23 protein-coding genes are annotated in these 23,386 nt (G+C 67.5%); 18 read left to right on the top strand and 5 right to left on the bottom strand.

The window, feature by feature from the left end; translation table 11 throughout:
- Positions 1 to 66 precede the first annotated feature (66 nt).
- The 4 genes from uvrB to ACQ1W9_RS10075 all read left to right on the top strand — a co-directional run bounded on the left by uvrB (position 67) and on the right by ACQ1W9_RS10075 (position 6,478).
- Positions 67 to 2,094, top strand: a complete 2,028-nt coding sequence (gene uvrB, locus ACQ1W9_RS10090; RefSeq protein WP_431023260.1) for an excinuclease ABC subunit UvrB — start codon at positions 67 to 69, stop codon at positions 2,092 to 2,094.
- Between the two features lie 210 nt (positions 2,095 to 2,304).
- Positions 2,305 to 3,813 carry a fumarate hydratase gene (locus ACQ1W9_RS10085; RefSeq protein WP_346062463.1) on the top strand — a complete coding sequence of 503 codons (1,509 nt, stop codon included), beginning with the start codon at positions 2,305 to 2,307 and terminating at the stop codon, positions 3,811 to 3,813.
- A 126-nt stretch (positions 3,814 to 3,939) separates the two neighbouring features.
- Positions 3,940 to 5,358, top strand: coding sequence for a cardiolipin synthase (gene cls / locus ACQ1W9_RS10080; RefSeq protein ID WP_431023259.1), 1,419 nt, complete (start codon positions 3,940 to 3,942; stop codon positions 5,356 to 5,358).
- Positions 5,359 to 5,560: 202 nt separating this feature from the next.
- Positions 5,561 to 6,478 carry a LysR substrate-binding domain-containing protein gene (locus tag ACQ1W9_RS10075; protein ID WP_431023258.1) on the top strand — a complete coding sequence of 306 codons (918 nt, stop codon included), beginning with the start codon at positions 5,561 to 5,563 and terminating at the stop codon, positions 6,476 to 6,478.
- Positions 6,479 to 6,532: 54 nt separating this feature from the next.
- Here ACQ1W9_RS10075 and ACQ1W9_RS10070 read toward each other — a convergent pair whose 3' ends face one another.
- A complete protein-coding gene (locus tag ACQ1W9_RS10070; protein WP_431023257.1) occupies positions 6,533 to 7,618 on the bottom strand; it encodes a bifunctional nicotinamide-nucleotide adenylyltransferase/Nudix hydroxylase in 1,086 nt (361 codons plus the stop codon).
- Between the two features lie 138 nt (positions 7,619 to 7,756).
- On the opposite strand from ACQ1W9_RS10070, the gene ACQ1W9_RS10065 reads away from it, so the two are divergent.
- On the top strand, positions 7,757 to 8,659 hold the full coding sequence (locus ACQ1W9_RS10065) for a YihY/virulence factor BrkB family protein (RefSeq protein ID WP_431023256.1): 903 nt from the start codon (positions 7,757 to 7,759) through the stop codon (positions 8,657 to 8,659).
- Positions 8,660 to 8,835: 176 nt separating this feature from the next.
- Here the strand turns inward: ACQ1W9_RS10065 and ACQ1W9_RS10060 are convergent, their stop codons facing one another.
- Positions 8,836 to 9,888 carry a Glu/Leu/Phe/Val family dehydrogenase gene (locus tag ACQ1W9_RS10060; RefSeq protein ID WP_346062458.1) on the bottom strand — a complete coding sequence of 351 codons (1,053 nt, stop codon included), beginning with the start codon at positions 9,886 to 9,888 and terminating at the stop codon, positions 8,836 to 8,838.
- A 216-nt stretch (positions 9,889 to 10,104) separates the two neighbouring features.
- Between ACQ1W9_RS10060 and yccX the strand changes: the two genes are divergently transcribed.
- Positions 10,105 to 10,377 carry an acylphosphatase gene (gene yccX, locus ACQ1W9_RS10055; RefSeq protein ID WP_431023255.1) on the top strand — a complete coding sequence of 91 codons (273 nt, stop codon included), beginning with the start codon at positions 10,105 to 10,107 and terminating at the stop codon, positions 10,375 to 10,377.
- Between the two features lie 14 nt (positions 10,378 to 10,391).
- Here yccX and ACQ1W9_RS10050 read toward each other — a convergent pair whose 3' ends face one another.
- From ACQ1W9_RS10050 to ACQ1W9_RS10040, 3 genes are all read right to left on the bottom strand, one after another.
- Positions 10,392 to 11,333: a nucleoside hydrolase gene (locus ACQ1W9_RS10050; protein ID WP_431023254.1), complete on the bottom strand. Its 942-nt coding sequence runs from the start codon at positions 11,331 to 11,333 to the stop codon at positions 10,392 to 10,394.
- Positions 11,334 to 11,372: 39 nt separating this feature from the next.
- Positions 11,373 to 12,302, bottom strand: a complete 930-nt coding sequence (locus ACQ1W9_RS10045) for a ribokinase (RefSeq protein ID WP_431023253.1) — start codon at positions 12,300 to 12,302, stop codon at positions 11,373 to 11,375.
- A gap of 118 nt (positions 12,303 to 12,420) precedes the next feature.
- Positions 12,421 to 13,353 (bottom strand): D-2-hydroxyacid dehydrogenase, encoded by a 933-nt coding sequence (locus tag ACQ1W9_RS10040; protein ID WP_431023252.1) that lies wholly within the window; start codon positions 13,351 to 13,353, stop codon positions 12,421 to 12,423.
- A gap of 170 nt (positions 13,354 to 13,523) precedes the next feature.
- Here ACQ1W9_RS10040 and ACQ1W9_RS10035 point away from each other — a divergent pair, with 170 nt between their 5' ends.
- From ACQ1W9_RS10035 to ybgF, 12 genes are all read left to right on the top strand, one after another.
- Entirely contained in the window at positions 13,524 to 13,775 is a 252-nt protein-coding gene (locus ACQ1W9_RS10035) for an FmdB family zinc ribbon protein (protein WP_346062453.1), read from the top strand.
- 50 nt (positions 13,776 to 13,825) lie between these two features.
- Entirely contained in the window at positions 13,826 to 15,604 is a 1,779-nt protein-coding gene (aspS, locus tag ACQ1W9_RS10030; RefSeq protein WP_431023251.1) for an aspartate--tRNA ligase, read from the top strand.
- 136 nt (positions 15,605 to 15,740) lie between these two features.
- The gene (gene ruvC, locus ACQ1W9_RS10025) at positions 15,741 to 16,289 is read left to right on the top strand and encodes a crossover junction endodeoxyribonuclease RuvC (protein WP_346062506.1); all 549 of its coding nucleotides are present in this window, start codon (positions 15,741 to 15,743) and stop codon (positions 16,287 to 16,289) included.
- Between the two features lie 100 nt (positions 16,290 to 16,389).
- Positions 16,390 to 17,010: a Holliday junction branch migration protein RuvA gene (gene ruvA / locus ACQ1W9_RS10020; protein WP_431023250.1), complete on the top strand. Its 621-nt coding sequence runs from the start codon at positions 16,390 to 16,392 to the stop codon at positions 17,008 to 17,010.
- 69 nt (positions 17,011 to 17,079) lie between these two features.
- Positions 17,080 to 18,117 carry a Holliday junction branch migration DNA helicase RuvB gene (gene ruvB, locus ACQ1W9_RS10015; protein ID WP_431023249.1) on the top strand — a complete coding sequence of 346 codons (1,038 nt, stop codon included), beginning with the start codon at positions 17,080 to 17,082 and terminating at the stop codon, positions 18,115 to 18,117.
- A complete protein-coding gene (ybgC, locus tag ACQ1W9_RS10010) occupies positions 18,114 to 18,533 on the top strand; it encodes a tol-pal system-associated acyl-CoA thioesterase (protein ID WP_431023248.1) in 420 nt (139 codons plus the stop codon). Before ruvB ends, ybgC begins: the two co-directional genes overlap by 4 nt.
- Positions 18,534 to 18,541: 8 nt before the next feature.
- On the top strand, positions 18,542 to 19,231 hold the full coding sequence (gene tolQ / locus ACQ1W9_RS10005; RefSeq protein ID WP_431023247.1) for a protein TolQ: 690 nt from the start codon (positions 18,542 to 18,544) through the stop codon (positions 19,229 to 19,231).
- 16 nt (positions 19,232 to 19,247) lie between these two features.
- Positions 19,248 to 19,688: a protein TolR gene (gene tolR / locus ACQ1W9_RS10000; protein ID WP_431023246.1), complete on the top strand. Its 441-nt coding sequence runs from the start codon at positions 19,248 to 19,250 to the stop codon at positions 19,686 to 19,688.
- Positions 19,689 to 19,695: 7 nt separating this feature from the next.
- Positions 19,696 to 20,760 (top strand): cell envelope integrity protein TolA, encoded by a 1,065-nt coding sequence (gene tolA / locus ACQ1W9_RS09995; protein ID WP_431023245.1) that lies wholly within the window; start codon positions 19,696 to 19,698, stop codon positions 20,758 to 20,760.
- Complete coding sequence (gene tolB / locus ACQ1W9_RS09990) at positions 20,760 to 22,043, top strand: Tol-Pal system beta propeller repeat protein TolB (protein WP_431023244.1); 1,284 nt, start codon at positions 20,760 to 20,762, stop codon at positions 22,041 to 22,043. The genes tolA and tolB overlap by 1 nt, the downstream gene beginning before the upstream one ends.
- 26 nt (positions 22,044 to 22,069) lie before the next feature.
- Positions 22,070 to 22,597 carry a peptidoglycan-associated lipoprotein Pal gene (gene pal, locus ACQ1W9_RS09985; protein ID WP_431023243.1) on the top strand — a complete coding sequence of 176 codons (528 nt, stop codon included), beginning with the start codon at positions 22,070 to 22,072 and terminating at the stop codon, positions 22,595 to 22,597.
- Positions 22,598 to 22,613: 16 nt separating this feature from the next.
- Positions 22,614 to 23,384 (top strand): tol-pal system protein YbgF, encoded by a 771-nt coding sequence (ybgF, locus tag ACQ1W9_RS09980; RefSeq protein ID WP_431023242.1) that lies wholly within the window; start codon positions 22,614 to 22,616, stop codon positions 23,382 to 23,384.
- Positions 23,385 to 23,386 lie beyond the last annotated feature (2 nt).

Here is a 23,386-nt window from a genome sequence, read left to right as displayed (position 1 = left end):
CCCCCTTGTCGATTTATACCGTTATCTTGAGAGACGCTCCTTTGGCACCCTGATGGAGGCAATAGCATGAGCAAGCCCTTTCGACTGGCATCCAAGTTCCAGCCCGCCGGCGATCAGCCCGCGGCCATCGATGGACTGGTCGGGGGGCTGGAGGCGGGGCTCGCGCATCAGACGCTGCTGGGGGTGACCGGCTCCGGCAAGACCTTCACCATGGCCAATGTGGTGGAGCGGTTGCAGCGTCCGACCATCGTCATGGCGCCCAACAAGACCCTGGCGGCCCAGCTCTACGGTGAATTCAAGGCCTTCTTCCCCGATAACGCCGTCGAGTACTTCGTCTCCTACTACGACTATTACCAGCCCGAGGCCTATGTGCCCGCCTCGGACACCTTTATCGAGAAGGACGCCTCGATCAACGACCATATCGAGCAGATGCGCCTCTCCGCCACCAAGGCGCTGCTGGAGCGGCGCGATGCCCTGATCGTGGTCTCGGTGTCGGCCATCTACGGCCTGGGGGATCCCGACCAGTACCTCAAGATGCGCCTGCACTTCACCCGCGGCGAGCTGATTCATCAGCGCGACTTCCTGCGCCGCCTGGCCGAGCTGCAGTACACCCGCAACGACATGGACTTCCGCCGCGGCACCTACCGGGTGCGCGGCGATGTGATCGATATCTTCCCGGCGGACGCCGAGGACGAGGCGGTGCGGGTGGAGCTCTTCGATGACGAGATCGACTCCATTCGCCTCTTCGATCCCCTGACCGGCGAGGTGCGGGGGCAGGTGCCGCGTATGACCATCTACCCCAAGAGCCACTATGTGACGCCCCGGGAGACCATTCTCGAGGCCACCGAGTCGATCAAGGCGGAGCTCGTGGAGCGCCTCGACTGGTTGCGCAAGCACGACAAGCTGGTGGAGGCGCAGCGCCTGGAGCAGCGCACCCACTATGACCTGGAGATGATGCTGGAGCTGGGCTACTGCAACGGCATCGAGAACTACTCCCGCTACCTCTCCGGGCGCAATCCCGGGGAGCCGCCGCCCACCTTCTTCGACTACCTGCCGGACGATGCGCTGCTGTTTATCGACGAGAGTCACGTCAGCGTTCCCCAGGTGGGGGGCATGTACAAGGGCGACCGTTCCCGCAAGGAGACCCTGGTGGAGTACGGCTTCCGCCTGCCCTCGGCCCTGGACAATCGCCCCATGAAATTCGAGGAGTGGGAGCGGATCTCCCCCCAGACCATCTTCGTCTCCGCCACGCCGGGCAACTATGAGGCGGAGCACGCCGGCCAGGTGGTCGAGCAGGTGGTGCGCCCCACCGGCCTGGTCGACCCGCAGATCGAGGTGCGCCCGGCCTCCACCCAGGTGGATGACCTGCTCTCGGAGATTCACCTGCGCACCGCGGTGGGGGAGCGGGTGCTGGTGACCACCCTGACCAAGCGCATGGCGGAGGACCTCACCGACTACCTGGACGAGCACGGCGTGCGGGTGCGCTACCTGCACTCGGATATCGATACCGTGGAGCGGGTCGAAATCATCCGCGACCTGCGCCTCGGCGAATTCGACGTGCTGGTGGGGATCAACCTGCTGCGCGAGGGCCTGGATATTCCCGAGGTCTCCTTGGTGGCGATCCTCGATGCGGACAAGGAGGGCTTCCTGCGCGCCGAACGCTCGCTGATCCAGACCATCGGCCGGGCGGCGCGCAACGCCAACGGCAAGGCGCTGCTGTATGGCGATCGCATCACCGACTCCATGCGCCGCGCCATGGACGAGACCGAGCGGCGCCGGGCGAAGCAGCTGGCCCATAACGCAGAGCACGGTATCACCCCGCAGACGGTGACCCGGTCGGTGGCCGATATCCTCGAGGCGGCCCAGGCACCGGGCAAGAAGGGCAGCCGCCGACGCGGCGAGCGCAAGGTGGCCGAACCCCAGGGTATCTACGATCCGGCGGCACTGTCTCCCGAGGCCTTGGTCAAGGAGGTGTCTCGCCTGGAGGACGCCATGTTCGAGGCGGCCCAGAACCTGGAGTTCGAGGAGGCGGCGCGGCTGCGCGACCGTCTCCATGAGCTGAAGGAGCGGCAATTGGCGCTGGGCGCGGTCTAGGGGCCACCCTTGCTGCCGGCGAGTGAGCAGGGGAGGGAGATAAGGAGATCGAATTTATACCGTTATCTTATATTGGCCACCTTATGCCCAGTGCGACCTTGGGGTAAGTCCGTACCGTGAGCAGGGGGGATCGGGTATAATCTTCGCCGCCTAATGGCTCGCGACCCGACGGCCATAGGCACGACCCGACTAGCCAAGGAGTTCCTCCTAATGACCGTGATCCGCCAGGATGACCTGATCCAGAGCGTGGCCGACGCCCTCCAGTACATCTCCTACTACCACCCCAAGGACTTCATCGATGCCATGCATGAAGCCTACCAGCGGGAGGAGAATCCGGCGGCCAAGGATGCCATCGCCCAGATCCTGATCAACTCGCGGATGTGTGCCCTGGGCCATCGTCCGATCTGCCAGGACACCGGCATCGTCACCGTCTTCGTGCATGTCGGCATGAACGTGCGCTGGGATGCCGAGATGAGCCTCGACGACATGATCAACGAAGGGGTGCGTCGCGCCTACCAGCTCCCCGACAACGTGCTGCGCGCCTCGGTGCTGGCCGACCCGGACGGCGCCCGCAAGAACACCGGCGACAATACTCCGGCGATCATCCACCACAAGCTCGTTCCCGGCGACAGCGTCGAGGTGCATGTGGCCGCCAAGGGCGGCGGCAGTGAGGCCAAGTCCAAGTTCGCCATGCTCAACCCCTCCGACAACGTGGTCGACTGGGTGCTGGAGCAGCTGCCCAAGATGGGCGCCGGCTGGTGTCCGCCCGGAATGCTGGGCATCGGCATCGGCGGTACCGCCGAGAAGGCCATGGAGATCGCCAAGGAGGCGCTGCTTGATCCCATCGACATCCAGGAGCTGCAGGCCCGCGGCGCTTCCAACCGTGCCGAGGAGCTGCGCCTGGAGCTGTTCGACAAGGTCAACCGGAGCGGCATCGGCGCCCAGGGCCTGGGCGGCCTGACCACGGTGCTCGATATCAAGGTCAAGGACTATCCGACCCATGCCGCCAACAAGCCGGTGGCGATCATCCCCAACTGCGCCGCGACCCGTCACGCCCACTTCAGCCTGGATGGCAGCGGCCCCGCGGCCCTGCCGGCCCCCAAGCTGGAGGATTGGCCGGAGATCACCCGGGAGGCCGGCGACAACGTCAAGCGCGTCAACCTGGACGAAGTCACCCCGGAAGAGGTGCAGAGCTGGCAGCCCGGCGACACCCTCCTGCTCAACGGCAAGCTGCTCACCGGCCGCGACGCCGCCCACAAGCGCATGGTCGACATGATCGGCAAGGGCGAGCCGCTGCCGGTGGACCTGAAGGGGCGCTTTATCTATTACGTGGGCCCGGTGGATCCGGTGGGTGACGAGGTGGTGGGGCCGGCCGGTCCCACCACGGCGACTCGCATGGACAAGTTCACCCGCACCATGCTCGAGGAGACCGGCCTGCTGGGCATGGTCGGCAAGGCCGAGCGTGGCCCGGTCGCCATCGAGGCGATCCGCGATAACCAGGCGGTCTATCTGATGGCCGTGGGCGGCGCCGCTTATCTGGTGGCCCAGGCCATCAAGCAATCCCGGGTGGTGGGCTTCGAGGATCTGGGCATGGAAGCCATCTATGAGTTCGAGGTGGAGGACATGCCGGTGACCGTGGCGGTGGATAGCCAGGGTACCTCGGTGCATCAGACCGGGCCCGCCAAGTGGAAGGAGATCATCGCCGCCAAGGCTTCCTGAGCCCGGAGGCGATAAGACGCCGCTTATTCTGATATCTTGGGTTGGCCCCGCCGGCCTCGACCGCCTTTGCGCAAGCGAAGCGGCCGGGGCCGCGGGGCCGCCGTCGTCTCGTAGAAGGAGTCATTCATGACCGCCTGGTTACTGGGCCTGGGTATCTTCCTGATACATGTGCTGGGTATCCTGTCGGCGCTGCTTGCCCTGATGTCCAGTCGCACTTCCCAGGGTGCCGTGGCCTGGATCATCTCCCTGGTCACCTTTCCCTATGTGGCCTTGCCCGCCTACTGGGTCTTCGGTCGTCCACGCTTCTACGGCTATGTCTCCGCCCGGGGCGAGCGCGACACCGTGCTGCGCCGGGTGCTGATCGGCTACCGGGAGCGCCTGGAGCCCTATCGGGCCGATCCCGGTCATGGCGATATCCGCGCCGTGGAGCAGCTGGCCATGATGCCGCTGACCAGCGGCAACCGCGCCCAACTGCTGATCGATGGCGAGGCCACCTTCGAAAGCCTCTTCGCCGGTATCGAGGCGGCGGAGGAGTATCTGCTGGTGCAGTTCTTTATCGTCCGCGGCGATGCCCTGGGCCATGAGCTGAAGCGCCGCCTGGAGCGAGCCGCGGAGCGGGGCGTGCGGGTCTACTTCCTCTACGACGAGATCGGCAGCCACAAGCTCGGCGACGGTTACCTCAAGGACCTGACGGAGGCCGGGGTGCATGTCAGCGCCTTCAACTCCTCCCGCGGCTGGCGGCACCGTTTCCAGCTCAATTTCCGCAATCACCGCAAGGTGCTGGTGGTGGACGGTCATCAGGGCTGGCTGGGGGGCTTCAACGTGGGTGTGGAGTACCTGGGACAGGACGCCAGGCACGGTGCCTGGCGGGATACCCACCTGAAGCTGGAGGGGCCGAGCGTGCTGGGCCTGCAGGAGGCCTTCTGGGAGGACTGGCACTGGGCCACCGACGAGGTGTTGAGCCTGGAGTGGGAGCCGCGCAGCACCTGCGAGGAGTGCCAGAACGTGGTGATCGTCCCTTCGGGGCCCGCCGATCGCCAGGACACCGCCAGCCTGCTGGTGCAGCAGGCCATTCATAGCGCCGAGGAACGGCTCTGGGTGACCAGCCCCTATTTCGTCCCGGACCAGGGCGTCCAGGATGCCCTGCGTCTGGCCGCCATGCGTGGGGTGGACGTGCGCATCATGATCCCCGAACGCCCCGACCATCTGCTGGTCTTCCTCTCGGCCTTCTCCTTCCTGCCGGATATGCTCAAGGCGGGGGTCAAGGTCTACCGCTACCAGCCGGGCTTCCTGCACCAGAAGGTGATGCTGATCGACGATCACAGCGCCAGCGTGGGGACCATCAACCTGGACAATCGCTCCTTCCGGCTCAACTTCGAGATCACCGCCTTCGTGCCGGATCGCCGCTTCGCCGCCGAGGTGCGCCTGATGCTGGAGCAGGACTTCGCCGCCTGCCGGCGCATCGGCTACGAGGAGATCGAGGGGCGTGCCCTGTGGCGCAAGCTGATCTCCCGGGCCGCCTATCTGATGTCGCCCATGCAATGAGACTTGTCTCGGCGGAGGGGGCGCTTTCGGAAAGCCGATGCCGGCTACCCGATATCAACGATACAGTGAGGCTTGCGTCGCCGGACGGACGGCTTGCGAAAAGCCGACGCCGCCCCTTGGCCTATTATCGACTTACCGCTAAATTACCCGCTTCGGTGCGGCGTCCCGCCGCCTGTTGCCCTGTCGTCCATCGGGAGTCGTGGTGAACCTCGAAACCAAATGGCTGGAAGACTTCGTCGCCCTGGCCAATACCCGCAGTTTCTCGGCCTCGGCGCGCCAGCGCCATGTGACCCAGCCCGCCTTCAGCCGGCGCATTCGTTCCCTGGAACAGGCCGTGGGGGTGACCCTGGTGGATCGCTCCACCACCCCGGTGGGTCTGACTCCCGAGGGGCAGCTGTTCCTGGTCACGGCGCGTCACCTGGTGGAGCAGCTCAACGAGTGCCTGGGGCACCTGCGCGGCGTCTCCATGGCCAACGAGGCCCTGGATATCGTCGCCGCCCACTCCCTGGCCCTGACCTTCTACCCTCAGTGGATCTCGCGCCTGCAGCAGGGCACCGGCGAGTTGCCCACCCGGCTGGTGGCCATGAACATGGGGGAGGCGATTCATGTGCTGCGAGAGGGCAACTGTGACCTGATGCTGGGCTACTACGATCCTTACGCCACCATGCAGCTCGACGCCAAGGTCTTTCCCTCCTTCTCCATCGGCCAGGTGAAGATGATTCCGGTCTGCCTGCCCGACGGCGACGGCGCTCCCCGCTTTTCCCTGGAGGGCGAAGGCTCGATTCCCTACCTCTCCTACACCCAGGGTGCCTTCCTGGGACGCAGCGTGCGCATGCTGCTCAAGAATGACCCGCTGCGCCTGCGCCTGCGCACCGTCTACGAGACCGCCATGGCGGAGGGCCTCAAGGGCATGGTGATGCAGGGGGTGGGGATGGCCTGGATTCCCGACTTCTGTATCCGCGAGGAGCTGGCCAGCGGGCGCCTGGTGCGCGCCGGTGAGTCCACCTGGGACGTGCCGCTGGAGATCCGTCTCTATCGCTGCTCCCTGGTGCATAAACCCGGCGTCGAGAAGCTGTGGCGGCAGATGATGAAGCTGCCGCGGGATTTCCTGCAGGGCTAGGAGGGAGGCCGGGCGATAAACCATCGGGGGCGCCTTGGGGCGCCCCCGAGGCGTTCAGGGGGTACCGAAATCGGCGGGCAGCCCCAGGAAATTCTGGATAATAAAGAAGTGGTCCTCGAACAGGGTCTCCGGCTCGAGGTCGGCCAGGGCCACCCAGCGGGCCTGTTCGCCGCCCTTGGCGGGCTTGAGCTGGGGGAGCTGCTGCTCGGGACGCAGGGCGAAGTAGAAGGCCTCGGCCAGGGTGCGCCCCCGCCAGCTGCGGTGGGGCTCGTCGAAGAGGCGCTGGCCGCGCAACGAGCCCTTGAGCACCGGCTCCGGCACCTTGAGGCGCACCCGTTCACGCAGTTCGCGCAGGCAGGCGTCAAGCAAGCGTTCATGGGAATTGATAAAGCCCCCGGGCAGGGCCAGCAGCCCCTTGCCCGGCGCCGCGGCGCGACGCACCAGCAGCACATGCCCCGACTGTACCACCACCGCATTGACGGTCACGAAGATCGGCGGGTAGGGGGCCTGTTCCCAGGCCTTGCGGTACTGGTTGAGCAGGTGCTGCTCCTCCAACAGGCGCTGGAAGGCCTCCGACTGCTCCACGAAGGCCTCCAGGGCGTGGTGCACGCTGGGCGGCAGGTCGTGATGGGCACCGGTGGTGAGGTAGTCGGCGGCGGAGGAGGGCGAGCGGAACAGCCGCTCACGGATCTGGGTGGCGGCGATCCCCTCCACCAGGGGCACGCTCACCGATTCCCACTGGGGGAAGAGGGTCAGGTAGTAGCTGGACTGACCGCGACTGGCGCCGATCAGGCCGATGCGCGGCAGCCGGCCGTGGCTCGGGCTGGCGATATCCCGCACCTTGCGCTGCACGTCCCGCACCCAGACATCGTCGTTGTAGAGGGCGTCGAGCAGGGGCGCGATCTCCAGGCGGGCATTCTCCTCGGGATCGAAACAGCTGCGCAGCAGGTCGTGACGCTCCTCGAAGCGCCAGGGGTTGCGCAGGGAACGGGCTTGCCAGGCCGAGCCCACCAGCACGATCACCTGCCGGGCCCGTTTCAGGGCCTCGTGGATCACCGCCAAATGGCCGAGGTGGGGGGGCTGGAAGCGGCCGATAAAGACCAGGCAATCGAAATCGTACCCGGAGGGGGTAGGGGGCATGGGGCACTCCGCCAGGATCGGTGGCGCCTATTATGGAGAGCCCTCCGGCAGGCGGCAACCGAGCCGCGAGGCCAGCGTTCGGCATCCGAGGTGGCCTTACGGTATGCTGAGCGCCTCGGCCAGACAAAGGAGTGCGGTGTGATCAAGGAAACGGTGATCTTCTGGTGGCGTGTCGTGCATGACGCCATTCGCTTATGGCTGGAGCGCAACGCCTTCAGCTATGCCGGCTCGCTGGCCTTCTATACCCTCTTCTCGCTGGCTCCCACGGTGATTATCGCGGTCACCGTGATCGGCGTGGTGCTGGGCGAGGAAGCCGCCCAGGGACAGATCGTGGCGCAGCTCCAGGGCACCATGGGTCACGATGCCGCCACCGCCATCGAGCAGGCGGTGGCTCAGTCGCGGATCGAAGAGTCGGGGCTGTTGCCGACCCTGCTGGGCGTCGGTGCCCTGCTGGTGGGTGCTACCACCGTCTTCGCCCAGATGCAGTTTTCCCTCAATACCCTCTGGGGGGTGACCGCCAAGCCCAGCAGCAACAGCCTGCTGGTGTTTATCAAGAATCGGGTGCTGTCGCTGACCATCGTGCTGGCCATCGGCTTTATCCTGCTGGTCTCGTTGGCCTTCGGTGTCATGGTGAAGAGCCTGCTCGGGCATGCCGAGAACCTGGTGCCGGCGGTGGGGATGCTGGCCGGCAGTGCCGAATTCCTGCTCTCCCTGGCGATGATCGCGGCGCTCTTTGCGACCATCTTCAAGGTGCTGCCGGACGTGGTGCTGGGCTGGCGGGACGTGCTGGTCGGCGCCCTGGTCACGGCGGTGCTCTTCGCCCTGGGTCGCTACGGCATCGCCAGCTATCTGGCCTATACCGCCACCGCCTCCACCTATGGCGCCGCCGGCTCCGTGGTGATCATTCTGCTGTGGGTTTATTACTCATCACTGATTCTTCTCTATGGCGCGGCCTTTACCAAGTGCCATCTATTGGCCCGCAACAAGACCATCGTGCCGCGTAATACCGCCGTGGTGGTCAAGCACGAACTGCTGGAGTGATGGTGCCGGTGTCAATAACCGCCGTGGTGGTCAAGTACGAACTGCTGGAGTGATGGTGCCGGTGTCAATAACCGCCGTGGTGGTCAAACACGAGCTGCTGGAATAGCCCCAGCGGTTAGAGACGCCAAGGCCGCGCCCTAAGGGCGCGGCCTCTGTCGTTGGAGCTGTTCTATGAGCTAGGCGGCGCGCGGGTGATCCGGGCGAAAGCGCTCCTCGGCCAGGCGGTCGGCGACCTGCTCGGGGCGCTTGCCCTCTCGCTTCGCGCGGGCAAAGATCGTCTCCAGGGTGGCGCCGATGCGTTCCACCTGGGCCAGTACCGCCTGGCGATCGTAGTCGCTGCGACGCTGCCAGGCGACCTCGATCACGCCACCGGCGTTGGCCACGTAGTCCGGCGCATAGAGGATGCCGCGACGGTGCAGGGCCTCGCCGGCGGCGGGCGTCGCCAACTGGTTGTTGGCCGCCCCCGCCACCACCCTGGCCTTGAGTCGCCGGCAGGCGGCCTCATCGATGGCGCCACCCAGGGCGCAGGGGGCGAAGACATCCACCTCGGCATCGAGGATCTCGCCGGGGGGGAGGGTAGCCGCGCCGAGCTCCTCGGCGAGCCGCGCCACGGCGCTGGCATCGATATCGCTGATCACCAGCTTGGCGCCGGCTTTCTCGAGCGAGCGGGCCAGGTGGGCCCCCACGCTGCCGACGCCCTGGACGGCGACGCGTACCCCCTCGAGATCATCGCGTCCCAGGCCGTGCCGCACCGCGGCGCGCAGCCCGTGAAAGACCCCCAGGGCGGTAAAGGGCGAGGGGTCGCCGGACTCGCCCGCGCTGCGGCGCAGGCCGGTGACATAAGCGGTCTCCTCGGCGATCCACTGCATGTCCGTCTCACTGCTGCCGGAGTCCTCGGCGGTGATATAGCGTCCGCCCAGGCGTTCCACCAATCGACCCATGGCGCGCAGCAGCTCTGGGGTCTTGTCGCGCCTGGGGTCGGCAATGATCACCGCCTTGCCGCCCCCCAGGGGCAGGCCGGCCAGGGCCGACTTGTAGGTCATGCCGCGGGACAGCCGCAGCACATCGCTGAGGGCTTCGCCGTCGCTGGCGTAGGGGAAGATGCGCAGGCCACCCAGGGCGGGGCCCAGGTGGGTATTGTGGATGGCGATGATCGCCTTGAGGCCGCTGGCCTCGTCACAGCCGTAGACCACCTGTTCATGGTGGTCGAAATCGGGATGATCGAACATGGCGGGGTCCCTTCGTGGGGTGACTCATTGTTATGCGAGCGCCAGGGGTAGTGGCGTCGCCTTATCGGGCTTATGGCCCTGTGCCTCAGATTAGCCAACGGCGATGCCGCTGCCTAGAGGGGAACAATGACCAGCCCTTGGCGGATGGCAAGCCGGGTGCTAGAACAGGAGGGCAACGGGCCGCCGCGGGCGGAGTCGCCGAAGGGAGGAGCCAGCATGAGCAAGCAGTGCATCAAGGCCTGGGTCAGCGGTCGGGTACAGGGGGTCTGGTACCGCCGGGCGACCCAGGAGCAGGCCCTGCAGCATGGGCTGACCGGCTATGCCAAGAACCTGCCGGATGGTCGCGTCGAGGTGTTGCTGTGCGGCGAGGAGGAGGCGGTCCGGGCCGTGACCCAGTGGCTCTGGCAGGGCCCCCCCGAGGCCCGGGTCAGCCAGGTCAACCTGGAAGAGGCGGCGCCCCGCGACCCGGATGCCTTTATCACCCTCTAGGTGCCTTCCTTGAGCTATTTCAGGGTATCGACGATCCACTGCACCACGGCGGGGCCATCGGCGCCCAGGCAGGCCTCCACCAGGGGCGTGCGGGACCAGCGCTCGTCGATAAAGGCACGGCCCTCGGGGGCGAACAGCGTCTGCCCCGCGGCGTCCCCCTCGGTGATCACGCTCAGGTGGCCCCGGGCGGTGGTGAAGAGCTCCGGGCGCAGCAGCCAGGCCAAGGCGCAGCTGTCGTGGGGGCAGCAGCCATCGATGCCCAGGGCCTGCTGGTAGAACTCCCGATAGAAGGCGTAGCTGCCCTTGAGCACGGCGCCGAGCTCGCCCTGGCCGGCGGCGATGGCGTCCATGTCGGCGGGGCTCAGCACGCAGCGATGGGTGGCGTCCAGGCCCACCAGGGTCAGCGGCCAGCCAGCGGTGAGCACCCGCGAGGCGGCATGGGGGTCATTGAAGATATTGGCCTCCGCCACCGGCGAGACATTGCCTCCCTCCTTGATGGAGCCGCCCATGATGACCACCCGCTTGACCGCCTCGACGATGCCCGGGTCGAGTTGCAGGGCGGCGGCCAGGTTGCCGAGTGGGCCCACCGCCACCAGGGTCACCTCGCCGGGACGGGCGCGGACCGTGTCGACGATAAACTGCGCCGCACTGATCGGCTCCGCCTGGCCCTGTACCTCCGGCAGCGCGATATTGCCCAGGCCGTTGGCGCCATGAATATGCGCCGGGGCCGGGTGTTTGGGCTTGACCAGCGGGCCGGCGGCGCCCTGGGCCACAGGGATACGGCGCCCGGCCAGCTCGCAGAGCAGCAGGGCATTGCGGGTGGCGACATCGATATCGACGTTGCCGTAGGTGGTGGTCAGGCCCAGCAGCTCGATCTCCGGATGGCGCAGGGCGATGGCGATGGCCTGGGCGTCGTCCACGCCCGGGTCGGTATCGAAGATAATCGGATAACTCATGGGGCTGTCTCCGTAGGGGCCAGGTGAGTGGGCATCGGCCTAGTTGCTTTCGTCGCTTTCCATGGGGCAGGGAGGCCATTCGGCGAGGGCGGCATCCACCGCCTCCGCCCAGGGAATGCTGGGGGCGGCGCCGGGGACCTGGACGCAGAGGGCGGCGGCGGTACTGGCCCGTCGCAAACAGGTCTCGATATCGGCGCCGGCCTGACGGGCGGCCAGGAAAGCGCCGATAAAGGTGTCGCCGGCGGCGGTGGTATCCACCGCCTCGACCCGATGGGCGGCCAGGCGCAGGTGCGTCTCCCCGTGGCGGTACTGGACCCCGTCCGCGCCCAGGGTCAGCACCAGTTCCACCTCGGGCAGGCGCTCGGCCAGGGCCTCGAGCAGTGCCGAGGCGGGGCTGGTCTCGGCGAGGCCGGCCAGGGCCGCGGCCTCGCCACGGTTGACGAATAGCAGGTCACAGGACTCCAGTGGCAGTTCCCCGACGGCTTGGTCCATGGGCGCCGGGTTGAAGGCGAGGGTCAGGCCGCGCTGTTTGGCGGCCGCCATGGCCGCGGCCAGGCCGTTGCACTCGTTCTGCAGCAGCAGGGTGGCGCCGGGCTCGGCCTTGGCAATCAGGGCCTCCAGGGTGGGCGTCGCGAAGCCATGATTGGCGCCGGGGTAGAGGATAATGGCGTTCTCGCCATCGTCGTCCACCTGGATCAGGGCATGGCCGCTGGGCGCGTCGACCAGCTCGATGTCGCCGAGCGCCACCCCGGCCTCCTCGAGGGGCGTCAGCGCCCAGGCATCACTGCGCCCCAGGCGCCCCCAGTGAGTGACGCGCCCGCCGGCCCGGGCCAGGGCCAGGGACTGGTTGGCGCCCTTGCCGCCCAGCACCCGTTGGTAGTCGCGGCTGGCCAGGGTCTCGCCGGGACGCACCAGATGCGGCACCCGGTAGACATGATCGATATTGATGGAGCCCAGGTTATAGAGCATGGCGTCCTTCCTGCTGTCCGGCCTGATGGCCGGAAAGAAAAAGCGGAGAGGTCTGGCTGGTACTAGCCTAGCCGGGGAGCGCTTCGCGTGCTTTCACGCAGCCGAGCGATGTCACGAGCTAGGGCAGCGGCCGCGCCAGGTTCTCGGCGGTCAACTGGACCACCCGGGCCCGGGCCTCCGGGGTGATCCAGGCGTTATGGGGGGTGACGATCAGGTTAAGGGGCTCGTCGAGGGCGTCGATCAGCGCATGCCCGTGGCGGGGCGGTTCCTCGGGCAGGCTGTCGACTGCCAGGCCACCGAGGCGGCCCTCGCGCAGCGCATCGAGCGCCGCCGCCTCGTCGATGATGCCGCCCCGGGCGCAGTTGATCAGCAGGGCGCCGGGCCTGAGCCGGGCCAGCAATGTCGCGTCGACCAGGTGCCGGGTGGCCTCGGTGAGCGGGCAGTGCAGGCTCAGCACGTCGGCCCGGGGGGCCAGCTCGGCGAGGGCGGGGCGGGGGTCCGTGGCCTCCCGGCCGGGACGGGCGGCATAGTCGACGCGCATGCCGAAGGCCTCGGCCAGCTCGCCGACTCGGCGTCCCAGCTCGCCCCGGCCGACGATCACCAGGCGCTTGCCTTCCAGTTGCAGGGTGGTGGGGGAGAGCAGGCAGAAGAAATCGCTGCGCCCCCAGTCGCCGGCGGCGACCCGGCGCTGGTAGTGGGGCAGGCGGTTGGCCAGGGCCAGCATCAGCATCAGGGTGTGCTGGGCCACGCTGGCGGTGCCATAGGCGCTGACGTTGCGTACCCTGATCCCCAGGCGCTCGGCGGCGGCCATGTCGATATTGTTGGTGCCGGTGGCCAGCACGCAGATCAGCTTCAACTCCGGCAGGCCCTCGAGCAGCTCGCCATCCAGGACCACCTTGTTGACGATGGCGACCCGGGCGCCTTCGAGGCGCTCCCGGCACTGCTCCGGAGCGGTGGCGGCATGCACCGCCAACTGGTCGACCCGCTCACGCAGGGGGGTAAGGTCGATATCCTCGCCGAGGCTGGCGGCATCGAGTAGCACGGCTTTCATCACAATTCCTCGAGTAACGTCGGCACCTTGCCCCCATGGGGGCGCGACGCGCTATAATGCGGGGCTTTCCGGTGGCCTTGGAAAGGCCGGCGTCAGGCCCCATATTGGCCATCGCCGGCCTGGTCGGGGTGTGTTCCAGGCCAATAGCGTATTCAGGAGTGATTAGAACCATGCCCATCTACGAATATGAGTGCAAGGCCTGTGGCCACCGTCTCGAGAAGCTGCAGAAGGTCAGCGCCGCGCCGCTCACCGACTGCCCCAGCTGCGAGGCCGCCGAGCTCTCCCGCCTGGTTTCCGCGGCGGGCTTCCGCCTGGCCGGCGGCGGCTGGTACGAGACCGATTTCAAGTCCGGCAGCAAGAAGAACCTGGCCGGTGACGGCGCGGCCAGCAAGGCGCCGACCAAGGACGGGGCCGCCGCCTGAGGCGGCCCGACTTCTCCCGATTCGATAAACGCTAGAAAACAGGATTCGACATGCGCAGCCATTATTGCGGCCAGCTCAACGAGACACTGGTGGATCAGACGGTCACCCTCTGTGGTTGGGTGCACCGTCGCCGTGACCACGGTGGGGTGATCTTCCTCGACATGCGTGACCGTGACGGCATCGCCCAGGTCGTGGTGGATCCGGATACCGCCGAGGCCTTCGCCAATGCCGACCGCTGCCGCAACGAGTTCGTGCTGCGCATCGTCGGCCGCGTGCGGCCGCGCCCCGAGGGCACCCAGAACCCCAATATGCCCACCGGTATGATCGAGGTGCTGGCCAAGGAGGTGGAGATCCTCAACACCGCCGCCACCCCGCCGTTCCAGCTCGACGAGCATGGCAAGGTGGGCGAGGAGGTCCGCCTCAAGCACCGCTATATCGACCTGCGTCGCCCGGAGATGCTCGACAAGCTGCGCCTGCGCTCGCGGATCTCCCATAGCGTGCGGGCCTTCCTCGAGGGCCAGGGCTTCCTGGATATCGAGACGCCGATCCTGACCCGGGCCACCCCGGAAGGCGCCCGGGACTACCTGGTGCCGAGCCGCACCCATGCCGGCAGCTTCTTCGCCCTGCCGCAGTCGCCGCAGCTGTTCAAGCAGCTGCTGATGGTGTCCGGCTTCGACCGCTACTACCAGATCGCCAAGTGCTTCCGCGACGAGGACCTGCGCGCCGACCGTCAGCCGGAGTTCACCCAGATCGACCTGGAGGCCTCCTTCGTCGACGAAGACGAGATCATGGGCATCACCGAGTCGATGATCCGTCAGCTGTTCCAGGAGGTCCTCGAGGTCGAGCTGCCCGAGTTCCCGCGGATGCCCTACAGCGAGGCGATGAGCCGCTACGGCTCCGACAAGCCGGACCTGCGCATCCCCCTGGAGCTGGTCGACGTGGACGATCTGATGGCCCAGGTGGACTTCAAGGTCTTCTCCGGCCCGGCCAAGGCCGAGGACGGCCGCGTCGCCGCCCTCAAGGTGCCCGGCGGCGCCGAGCTCTCCCGCAAGCTGATCGATGACTACACCAAGTTCGTCGGCATCTATGGTGCCAAGGGCCTGGCCTGGATCAAGGTCAACGAGCGCGCCAAGGGGCTCGAGGGCCTGCAGTCGCCCATCGTCAAGTTCATGGAGAACGTGATCGACGAGCTGCTGGAGCGTGTCGACGCCCAGGACGGCGATATCATCTTCTTCGGCGCCGACAAGGCCCGCGTGGTCAACGAGGCCCTGGGTGCCCTGCGGGTCAAGCTGGGCGAGGACCTGGACCTCTACACCCGGGAGTGGGCGCCGCTGTGGGTGGTCGACTTCCCGATGTTCGAGGACGACGGCAGCGCCCGCATGCAGGCCCTGCACCACCCCTTCACCGCGCCCTCCTGCGACGTGGCGGCCCTCAAGGCCGATCCGGCCCAGGCGCTCTCCCGAGCCTACGACATGGTGCTCAACGGCACCGAGCTGGGCGGCGGCTCGATCCGTATCCACGACCAGGAAATGCAGCGGGTCGTTCTCGAGGTGCTGGGCATCGATCAGGCCGAGGCGGAGGAGAAGTTCGGCTTCCTGCTCGACGCCCTCAAGTATGGCGCGCCGCCCCACGGTGGCCTGGCCTTCGGCCTCGACCGCCTGGTGATGCTGATGACCGGGGCGCGGACCATCCGTGAGGTGATCGCCTTCCCCAAGACCCAGAGCGCCGCCTGCCTGATGACCGACGCTCCGGGCGAGGTCAGCGGCGAGCAGCTCAAGGAGCTCAATATCCGCCTGCGGGCCAAGGCCAAGCCGGAGGCCGCCGAGTAAGGCGAGCCTCCCCCACGCTCCTCCATACCGGCGCCCCAGAGGCGCCGGTATGTCGTTGGGGCGGGAAACCCTCGTCAGGGAGACGATCGATGATAGGCAAAGACGCTTGTAAAGACGCTCGCAGAGGCGCCGGGGCATGCTGATCCTGGGGATCGATCCCGGGTCGCGGATCACCGGCTACGGGGTGCTCGACGTCGGCGAGACGCGACCCCGCTACGTGGCCAGCGGTTGCATCCGCACCCGGGGCGACGACCTGGCCCAGCGCCTGGCGCAGATCTATGCCGGCATCAGCGAACTGATCGGGGTGCATCGCCCGGGGGAGCTGGCCATCGAACAGGTCTTCATGGCCAAGAACCCCGACTCGGCCCTCAAGCTGGGCCAGGCCCGGGGCACCGCCATCGTCTGTGCCGCCAATCATGGCCTGCCGGTGAGCGAATACGGGCCACGCCAGATCAAGCAGGCGGTGACCGGCACCGGCGCCGCCGACAAGGCCCAGGTGCAGCATATGATCACCGCCGTGCTGGGCCTCGATGGTACCCCCCAGGCGGACGCCGCCGATGCCCTGGCCATCGCCCTGACCCATGCCCATGCGCGCCTCGGGTTGATCAGCCGTGGCAGCTATGGCGGCCGCCGCGGTGGCGGTAAGGGATGGCGAGCCTTCGACCCGGATGCCCCCGCCTCCTGACGGGCAAGAGATGCACACTAGATGACGATTTTGCCCTCTGGTCAGCCTCCGGGGCGGCCAGTATAGTGGTCGCCAGTCTTGGCAAGGATCGACTCACGGCATGATTGGACGCCTGCGCGGCACCCTGTTGGAGAAGCAGCCCCCCTGGCTGGTGGTCGACGTCGGCGGCGTCGGCTACGAACTGGAAGCCTCCCTGACCACCCAGATGGCGCTGCCGGCGGTGGGGGAGACGGTCTCCCTGCACACCCATCTCAGCATTCGCGACGATGCCCACCTGCTCTACGGCTTTGCCCGGGGCCAGGAACGGGAGCTGTTTCGCGCCCTGATCAAGGTCAACGGCGTGGGGCCCAAGCTGGCCCTGGCGATCCTCTCCGGCATGGACGAGGCGGCCTTCGTGCGCTGCGTGCGGGAGGACGACATCAAGTCGCTGACCCGGCTGCCCGGGGTCGGCAAGAAGACCGCCGAGCGGCTGATCATCGAGATGCGCGACCGCTTCCCCCACTGGACCGGCGAGGCGGGCGGCGGCCTGGAGGCCCTGGAAGCCGCGGCGGCGGGGCAGGGGGCGGCCCCCCAGAGCGACCCCCTGGCCGATGCCGAGGCCGCCCTGGTGGCACTCGGTTACAAGCCCGCCGAGGCCGCCAAGATGCTCAGTGGCTGTGATCGTGGCCTCTCCACCGAGGCCCTGATCAAGGCCGCCCTGACCCGCAAGCTGGCGGGCTAGGGCGCTACCCAAGGATATGGCCATCCCCGTGGCTCGGGGTGACTAGGCGCCGCAAGTTCGGAAACCATTATGCTCGACAATGATCGACTGATCGCCGCCGTGCCCCAGGGAGGGGAACTGGTCCAGGATCACGCCATTCGCCCCAAGCGGCTGGCGGACTATATCGGCCAGCCGCGGGTGCGCGAACAGCTGGAGATCTTTATCCAGGCCGCCCGGGGGCGGGGCGAGAGCCTCGACCATACCCTGGTGTTCGGCCCGCCGGGGCTGGGCAAGACCACCCTGGCCAATATCATCGCCGCCGAGATGGACGTCGACATCAAGTCCACCTCCGGCCCGGTGCTGGAGCGCCCCGGCGACCTGGCCGCCATGCTCACCAACCTCGAGCCCGGCGACGTGCTCTTTATCGACGAGATCCATCGCCTCTCGCCGGTGGTGGAGGAGGTACTCTATCCGGCCATGGAGGATTTCCAGCTGGATATCGTCATCGGCGAGGGGCCGGCGGCCCGCTCGATCAAGCTCGACCTGCCGCGCTTCACCCTGGTGGGGGCCACCACCAGGGCGGGGCTTTTGACCTCGCCGCTGCGCGATCGCTTCGGCATCGTCCAGCGCCTGGAGTTCTATGGCATCGAGGACCTGACCGGCATCGTCGCCCGCTCGGCGCGGCTGCTGGGGGTGGAGGCGGATGCCGCCGGCGCCGCCGAGATCGCCCGCCGCGCCCGCGGCACGCCACGCATCGCCAATCGCCTGCTGCGGCGGGTGCGCGACTACGCCGAGGTGCGCGGCCGCGGGGTGATCGATGTCGAGGTGGCCGACCGCGCCCTGGACATGCTGCATGTGGATCACCATGGCCTCGACCATATGGATCGCCGCCTGTTGCTGGCGATGATCGAGAAGTTCGATGGCGGCCCGGTGGGGGTCGACTCCCTGGCCGCCGCCATCGGCGAGGAGCGCGATACCATCGAGGACGTGATCGAGCCCTACCTGATCCAGCAGGGATTGATGATGCGCACCGCCCGGGGGCGGATAGTCACCCGCCAGGCCTATGCCCACTTCGAACTGGTGCCGGATTCCGCCACCCCGGATGCCAGCGGCGAGGTGCGCCCATGACCCCGGTCTCGACGAGCGAGTTTCGGCTGCCGGTCAGGGTCTATATCGAGGACACCGACGCCGGTGGCATCGTCTACTACGTCAATTACCTGAAATTTATGGAGCGCGCCCGCAGCGAGTGGCTCCGGCGCCTCGGCCATAGCCAGCGGGAACTGCTTGCCGAGGGCGTGCAACTGGTGGTACATCGCCTGGAGTGCCGCTATGCCCAGCCGGCGCGCCTCGATGATGACCTGGTGGCCACCGCCAGGGTCACCGAGCGAGGCGCCTGTCGGGCCACCTTCGTCCAGCGGGTGAGTCGCGCCGGGGAACCCCTGTGCGAGGCGAGTGTCGACATCGCCTGTCTGGATGCCCAAACCCTGCGGCCCCGCCGCTGGCCGGCGGCCCTGGCCGCGGCCCTAACCCCCGAGTTTCAATGAGGACGCCCGTGAACGACTCCATGTCCATTCCCCACCTGATCATGAACGCCAGCACCGTGGTGCAGTTGGTGATGCTGATCCTGGTGCTTGGCTCCATCCTCTCCTGGGTGGCGATCTTCCAGCGCAGCCTGGTGCTGAACCGCGCCAAGAAGGCCCACAAGGCCTTCGAGGAGCGCTTCTGGTCTGGGGTCGACCTCAACGACCTCTATCGCGAGACCCCCGCCGACCAGGAGACCCTGGGCGCCGAGCATGTCTTCCGTGCCGGTTTCCGTGAATTCAATCGCCTGCTGCCCAAGGCCAAGAGCCCCCAGGCGATCCTCGACGGCGTGCAGCGCAGCATGCGGGTGGCCTGGTCCCGGGAGGAGGAGCGCCTCAACCTGCACCTGGTGTTCCTGGCCACCGTGGCCTCGGCGAGCCCCTATATCGGCCTGTTCGGGACCGTCTGGGGCATCATGGGCTCCTTCCAGTCACTCTCCATGGCCCAGCAGGCGACGCTGGCCACCGTGGCCCCCTGGATCGCCGAGGCGCTGATTGCCACCGCCATGGGCCTGTTCGCGGCCATCCCGGCGGTGATCTTCTATAACCGCCTCTCCGCCGAGTCCGGCCGCCTGCTCGGCAAGTACGAGGATTTCGCCGAGGAGTTCCACTCCATCCTGCACCGTAACCTGCAGGGTCGCGGCGAGAGCGCGGCGGCCTGACGGAGACGACAGTATTATGCATGGACCCTTCAATCGGGGCGGCCGACGCCGCCCCATGGGCGAGATCAACGTGGTGCCCTTTATCGACGTCATGCTGGTGCTGCTGGTGATCTTCATGATCACCGCACCCATGCTGACCCAGGGCGTCCAGGTCGATCTGCCCCAGGTGAGTTCGTCGCCCATCGAGGAGAATGAGAGCCAGGAGCCCATCGTGGTCTCGGTGGATCGCGAGGGGCAGTACTATATCTCACTCGGTGACGAGGAGACCCCGGTGGGCCTGGATGAGCTGGCCGAGCGAGTGATCATCGTCATGGATCGCAACCCGGGGACGCCGGTGATGGTACGGGGCGATCGCAATGTCAGCTATGGCCAGGTGGTGACCCTGATGAGCACCCTGCAGACCGCCGGCGTCGGCAATGTGGGACTGATCTCCGAACCGCCGCCGCGGGAGGGCTAGGGGCGCCATGGCCAGAAAGGAGAGTCGTGTCGGCTATGGCCTGCCCACCCTGCTTGCCATCGGCGTGCATGTGCTGGTGGTGGCCGTGAGCATGCTGAGCCTGGTGCCCAGCGCCAAGACGGAGCCCCCCTCCGCCACGGTGGTCCAGGCCACCCTGGTCAGCACCGAGACCGCCACCGACCAGGCCCAGCGTGCCCAGGAGGCCCGGGCTCGTGCCGCGGCCCGTCAGGCCGAGGAGGAGGCGGCGGCCCAGGAGGCGGAACGCCAGGCTCAGGAGCAGGCCGCCGAGCAGGAGCGCCGGCAGGCACAGGCGACCGAAGAGGCCGAAGCCCAGCGCCAGGCGGCCGAAGAGGCCCAGGCCGAGGCCCGGCGGCGCGCCGAGGAAGCCGAACGTCAGGCACGGCTACGTGAGGAGCAGGCTGCCGAGGAGCAGCGCCAGGCCGAAGAGGCCGAACGCCAGCGCCAGGCCGAGGAACAGCGCCGCCAGGAGGAAGAGGCCGAACGCCAACGCCAGGCCGAGGAACAGCGTCGCCAGGAGGAAGAGGCCGAACGCCAACGCCAGGCCGAGGAACAGCGTCGCCAGGAGGAAGAGGCCGAACGCCAACGCCAGGCCGAGGAACAGCGTCGCCAGGAGGAAGAGGCCGAACGTCAACGCCAGGCGGAGGAACAGCGCCGCCAGGAGGAGGCCGCCCGCCGGGCCGCCGAAGCCGCCAATGGTAGCCTGGATAGCCTGATCGAGAGCGAGCAGGAGGCCATCGCCAATGCGCGCCAGGCCTCGGAGGCGGCCAATGGCTTCCAGAGTCTGGTGCGCCGCGCGGTGGAGCAGGCCTGGATCATTCCACCGGGTAGCGTCAATGGCCTGGAGGCGACGCTGCAACTCAATCTCCTGCCCACCGGGGAGCTGGTGGGCGCGAGTGTCCTGCGCGGGAGTGGGGATGCCGGCTTCGATCGATCGGCACTGCAGGCCGTCGAGCGTGCCGCGCCCTTCCGCGAAATGCGCCAACTGCCGCCGGCGGCACAGCACCAGTTCCGCCAATTCAATCTGAGATTCCGACCGGGGGATATCCGCTGATGAAACGCTATCTTGGCCTATGGCTGGCGGCTTGGCTGCTGCTCTTCGTGCAGCAGGCCCAGGCCAATCTGACCATCGAGATCACCCGCGGCAGCGACCGCGCCATCCCCATCGCCATCGTGCCCTTCGGTGGCGAGGCACTGCCGGAGGACCTGGCGCGGATCGTCGGCGATGACCTGGCGCGCAGCGGCCAGTTCGAGCCGCTGTCCCGCGATTCGCTGATTTCCCGGCCCAACCGCAGCGAGGACGTCAACTATCGCGACTGGCGGGCCGTGGACAGCGATTATCTGGTGGTGGGCGACGTCGAGGCCGAGGGCAGCACCTATCGGGTGCGTTTCGAGCTCCTCGATGTCTACGGCGAACGCCGCGAGCTGGGCGAGGTGGTCACCGCCGATCCACAGCGCCTGCGCGCCGCCGCCCACTACATCAGCGACCAGATCTTCGAGGCGATCACCGGCATCCGCGGCGCCTTCTCCACCCGCATCGCCTATGTCACCGCCCAGGGCGCCGGCGACGCGCGTCGCTATGGCCTGCATATCGCCGATGCCGATGGCCGCAATAGCCAGCAGATCCTCGACTCGGACCAACCGATCATGTCCCCGGCCTGGTCGCCGGATGGCGGCAAGCTGGCCTATGTCTCCTTCGAGACCGAACGCCCGGCCATCTATATCCAGGACGTCACCACCGGCCAGCGGGTCCGGGCCAGCTCCTTCACCGGGATCAACAGCGCCCCGGCCTGGTCGCCGGACGGCCGCCAGCTGGCCATGTCGCTGTCCCGGGATGGCCAGCCGGAAATCTATCTGATGGATATCGCCAGCCGCGACTTCCGGCGCCTGACCAACAACAGTGCCATCGATACCGAACCCAGCTTTGCCCCGGACGGCCGCAGCCTGGTCTTCACCTCGGATCGCAGCGGTGGCCCCCAGCTCTATCGCTATGACCTCGCCAGTGGCCAGGTGGAACGCCTCACCTTTACCGGCAACTACAATGCCCGGGGGCGCGTCAGCCCGGACGGCGAGGCTCTGTTCATGATCCATCGCGGCAACCAGGGCTATCAGGTGGCCCGCCAGGACCTGGCGACCGACCGCCTGGTGACCCTCACCGAGGGCCGCTGGGACGAATCCCCCAGTGTTGCCCCCAACGGGGCCATGGTACTCTTCGCCACCCAGCAGGGTAATGCCGGGATACTAGGGGCCGTGTCGGCGGATGGGCGCGCCTCCTTCCGCCTGCCGGCGGCCCAGGGCGACGTGCGGGAGCCCGCATGGTCGCCGTTTCTGAACTGATATTGTCATTCATCAAGGAGTGGAAAATGCAATTCAAGCCTTATGCCAGGAGCCTGGCCGTCGCGCTCTCTCTCGCCTTCGTGGCCGGCTGTTCCAGCACGGGCGGCACCCAGGACGGCTCCATGGATGGCAGCCGCGACGGTGCCAGCACCAGCGGGGTAGGTAGTGGTCAGGTCGGCGGCGTCGGGGTCGGCGGTAGCGACCAGAATGGTCAGCAGGCCGGGATTCCCGGCGTGCGCACCATCTACTTCGACTATGACAGCGAGCGCATTCGCGGCGAATTCGAGCCGGTGCTGAGTGCCCATGCCCAGTACCTGCGCAATAACCCCAATGCCCGGGTGGTGCTGCAGGGACACACCGACGAACGCGGTACCCGCGAGTACAACCTGGGCCTGGGCGAGCGTCGCGCCAAGTCCGTGGAGCGCTTCCTCTCGGTGCAGGGCATCTCCCCCTCCCAACTGGAGGTGGTCAGCTATGGCGAGGAGCGGCCGGCGGTGAGCGGCTACAATGAGGATGCCTACGCCCAGAACCGCCGCGTGGTGTTCTCCTACTGAGGCCGAGGAGCGAGTGATGAATCACAGTCACAGGGGCCGCCGTCTGGCCCGACTGTGCGGTGCGGGAGCCCTGGTGCTCCCGCTTTCCGTACTGGCCCAACCGGTGATCGAGGATCTGTCGGATCGCTCGCGCACCTTCTATGAGCAGGCCGAGGTACGCGAGGGCGCCTCCGGCAACCTGATGCTGCTCAACCAGCTCGACGAGCAGCAACGCGAGATCCAGCAGTTGCGCGGTCAGGTGGAGGAGCTTCGCCATCAACTGGAGCAACTGCGTCGTGACTCCCAGGCCCGCTACCTGGATCTGGAGCAGCGACTGGCCAGCCGCGGCGAGGCCCCCCAGGAGGTGGACGCCGAGGCGGCCCGCCAGGTGGCCGAGGCCAGCGCCGGGGACGGCAGCGCGGCACCCGGTGCCGATGCCCAGGCCGCCTATCAGGCCGCCTTCCAGCGCGTCCAGGCGCGGGACTTTCCGGCCGCCATCGCCGCCTTCGAGGCCTTCGTGGCGGACTATCCGGACACCAACCTGACCGCCAATGGCCACTACTGGCTGGGCGAGCTCTACTCCGCGGAGACCCGCCTGGAGCCCGCGGCGGCGGCCTTCCAGACGGTGCTGGACGACTACCCCGAGAGCAACAAGGTGCCCGATGCCCTCTACAAGCTGGGCCTGCTCAAGGCGCGCCAGGGGCAGCCGGATACCAGCCGCGAACTGCTGCAGCGGCTGATCGCCGACTACCCGGACAGCAATGCCGCCGTCATGGGGCGTGACTTCCTCAACGACGCCGGCCTCTAAGG

Source organism: Halomonas sp. H5, assembly GCF_050613175.1.
Lineage (GTDB): Bacteria > Pseudomonadota > Gammaproteobacteria > Pseudomonadales > Halomonadaceae > Bisbaumannia > Bisbaumannia salifodinae.
Note: the sequence above shows the minus strand (reverse complement) of the source record. Positions and strands in the feature narration are given on the sequence as shown.

Coding starts and splice junctions, on each gene's coding strand:
- uvrB (WP_431023260.1), top strand. CDS start 67: ATGAGCAAGCCCTTTCGACTGGCATCCAAGTTCCAGCCCGCCGGCGAT.
- ACQ1W9_RS10085 (WP_346062463.1), top strand. CDS start 2,305: ATGACCGTGATCCGCCAGGATGACCTGATCCAGAGCGTGGCCGACGCC.
- cls (WP_431023259.1), top strand. CDS start 3,940: ATGACCGCCTGGTTACTGGGCCTGGGTATCTTCCTGATACATGTGCTG.
- ACQ1W9_RS10070 (WP_431023257.1), bottom strand. CDS start 7,618: ATGCCCCCTACCCCCTCCGGGTACGATTTCGATTGCCTGGTCTTTATC.
- ACQ1W9_RS10060 (WP_346062458.1), bottom strand. CDS start 9,888: ATGTTCGATCATCCCGATTTCGACCACCATGAACAGGTGGTCTACGGC.
- yccX (WP_431023255.1), top strand. CDS start 10,105: ATGAGCAAGCAGTGCATCAAGGCCTGGGTCAGCGGTCGGGTACAGGGG.
- ACQ1W9_RS10050 (WP_431023254.1), bottom strand. CDS start 11,333: ATGAGTTATCCGATTATCTTCGATACCGACCCGGGCGTGGACGACGCC.
- ACQ1W9_RS10045 (WP_431023253.1), bottom strand. CDS start 12,302: ATGCTCTATAACCTGGGCTCCATCAATATCGATCATGTCTACCGGGTG.
- ACQ1W9_RS10040 (WP_431023252.1), bottom strand. CDS start 13,353: ATGAAAGCCGTGCTACTCGATGCCGCCAGCCTCGGCGAGGATATCGAC.
- ACQ1W9_RS10035 (WP_346062453.1), top strand. CDS start 13,524: ATGCCCATCTACGAATATGAGTGCAAGGCCTGTGGCCACCGTCTCGAG.
- aspS (WP_431023251.1), top strand. CDS start 13,826: ATGCGCAGCCATTATTGCGGCCAGCTCAACGAGACACTGGTGGATCAG.
- ruvC (WP_346062506.1), top strand. CDS start 15,741: ATGCTGATCCTGGGGATCGATCCCGGGTCGCGGATCACCGGCTACGGG.
- ruvA (WP_431023250.1), top strand. CDS start 16,390: ATGATTGGACGCCTGCGCGGCACCCTGTTGGAGAAGCAGCCCCCCTGG.
- ruvB (WP_431023249.1), top strand. CDS start 17,080: ATGCTCGACAATGATCGACTGATCGCCGCCGTGCCCCAGGGAGGGGAA.
- ybgC (WP_431023248.1), top strand. CDS start 18,114: ATGACCCCGGTCTCGACGAGCGAGTTTCGGCTGCCGGTCAGGGTCTAT.
- tolR (WP_431023246.1), top strand. CDS start 19,248: ATGCATGGACCCTTCAATCGGGGCGGCCGACGCCGCCCCATGGGCGAG.
- tolA (WP_431023245.1), top strand. CDS start 19,696: ATGGCCAGAAAGGAGAGTCGTGTCGGCTATGGCCTGCCCACCCTGCTT.
- tolB (WP_431023244.1), top strand. CDS start 20,760: ATGAAACGCTATCTTGGCCTATGGCTGGCGGCTTGGCTGCTGCTCTTC.
- pal (WP_431023243.1), top strand. CDS start 22,070: ATGCAATTCAAGCCTTATGCCAGGAGCCTGGCCGTCGCGCTCTCTCTC.
- ybgF (WP_431023242.1), top strand. CDS start 22,614: ATGAATCACAGTCACAGGGGCCGCCGTCTGGCCCGACTGTGCGGTGCG.